Raw genomic sequence first — 530 nt, 5'->3', positions numbered from 1 at the left:
GGGATGTAATGGCACCTGAAAAACTTGTTTATGACATCCTGTCAGCCAATTTGGATATTGCTGACAAGGTATATATAGGTACCCCAGACTTCAATAACCAGACAAGCGTAACTCCTGAAAGTCTAGCTCCATGGGTGAGAATCACTTCTTTGCCCGGTGATGCTGCTGATTATGCTGACGATTCTAGGATATTAGAGTATCCGAAAGTGCAAGTAGATTTTTGGGTGGACAACACTGACTGGGATCAAGAAGAAAAAATAGAAACACAGATATATCAAGCACTACATGCGGCTGGCTGGGAAAGGTATTATCGCAACTCCTACGTTGATGGCGATACCCCAGCCCTTCGCATGACAACAGGATACTTTCAGTTTCAAGGACTGCCGATTGGCTAGCCCTTTTTATTTTCCTAAAGGAGGATTTTTAATATGGCAGATACTGCTGTTACAACTAATAAGAAGTTAGCAAAATTTGGGGCTTCGGCCTTCGAATACGGGGTTGTCGGTGATGACGGACTTTGTACCAAGCAC

1 protein-coding gene and 1 pseudogene are annotated in these 530 nt (G+C 43.6%); both read left to right on the top strand.

The window, feature by feature from the left end:
- Window positions 1-8 precede the first annotated feature (8 nt).
- Window positions 9-395: a hypothetical protein gene (locus BVJ53_RS14800; protein WP_049173128.1), complete on the top strand. Its 387-nt coding sequence runs from the start codon at window positions 9-11 to the stop codon at window positions 393-395.
- A gap of 33 nt (window positions 396-428) precedes the next feature.
- A pseudogene (locus BVJ53_RS14795) lies at window positions 429-530 on the top strand (major tail protein); the annotation flags it as partial.

The sequence above is a fragment of the Lacticaseibacillus chiayiensis genome, assembly GCF_004123795.1.
In the GTDB taxonomy this organism is placed as follows: Bacteria; Bacillota; Bacilli; order Lactobacillales; family Lactobacillaceae; genus Lacticaseibacillus; species Lacticaseibacillus chiayiensis.
This window is presented reverse-complemented; position numbering and strand designations above follow the sequence as displayed.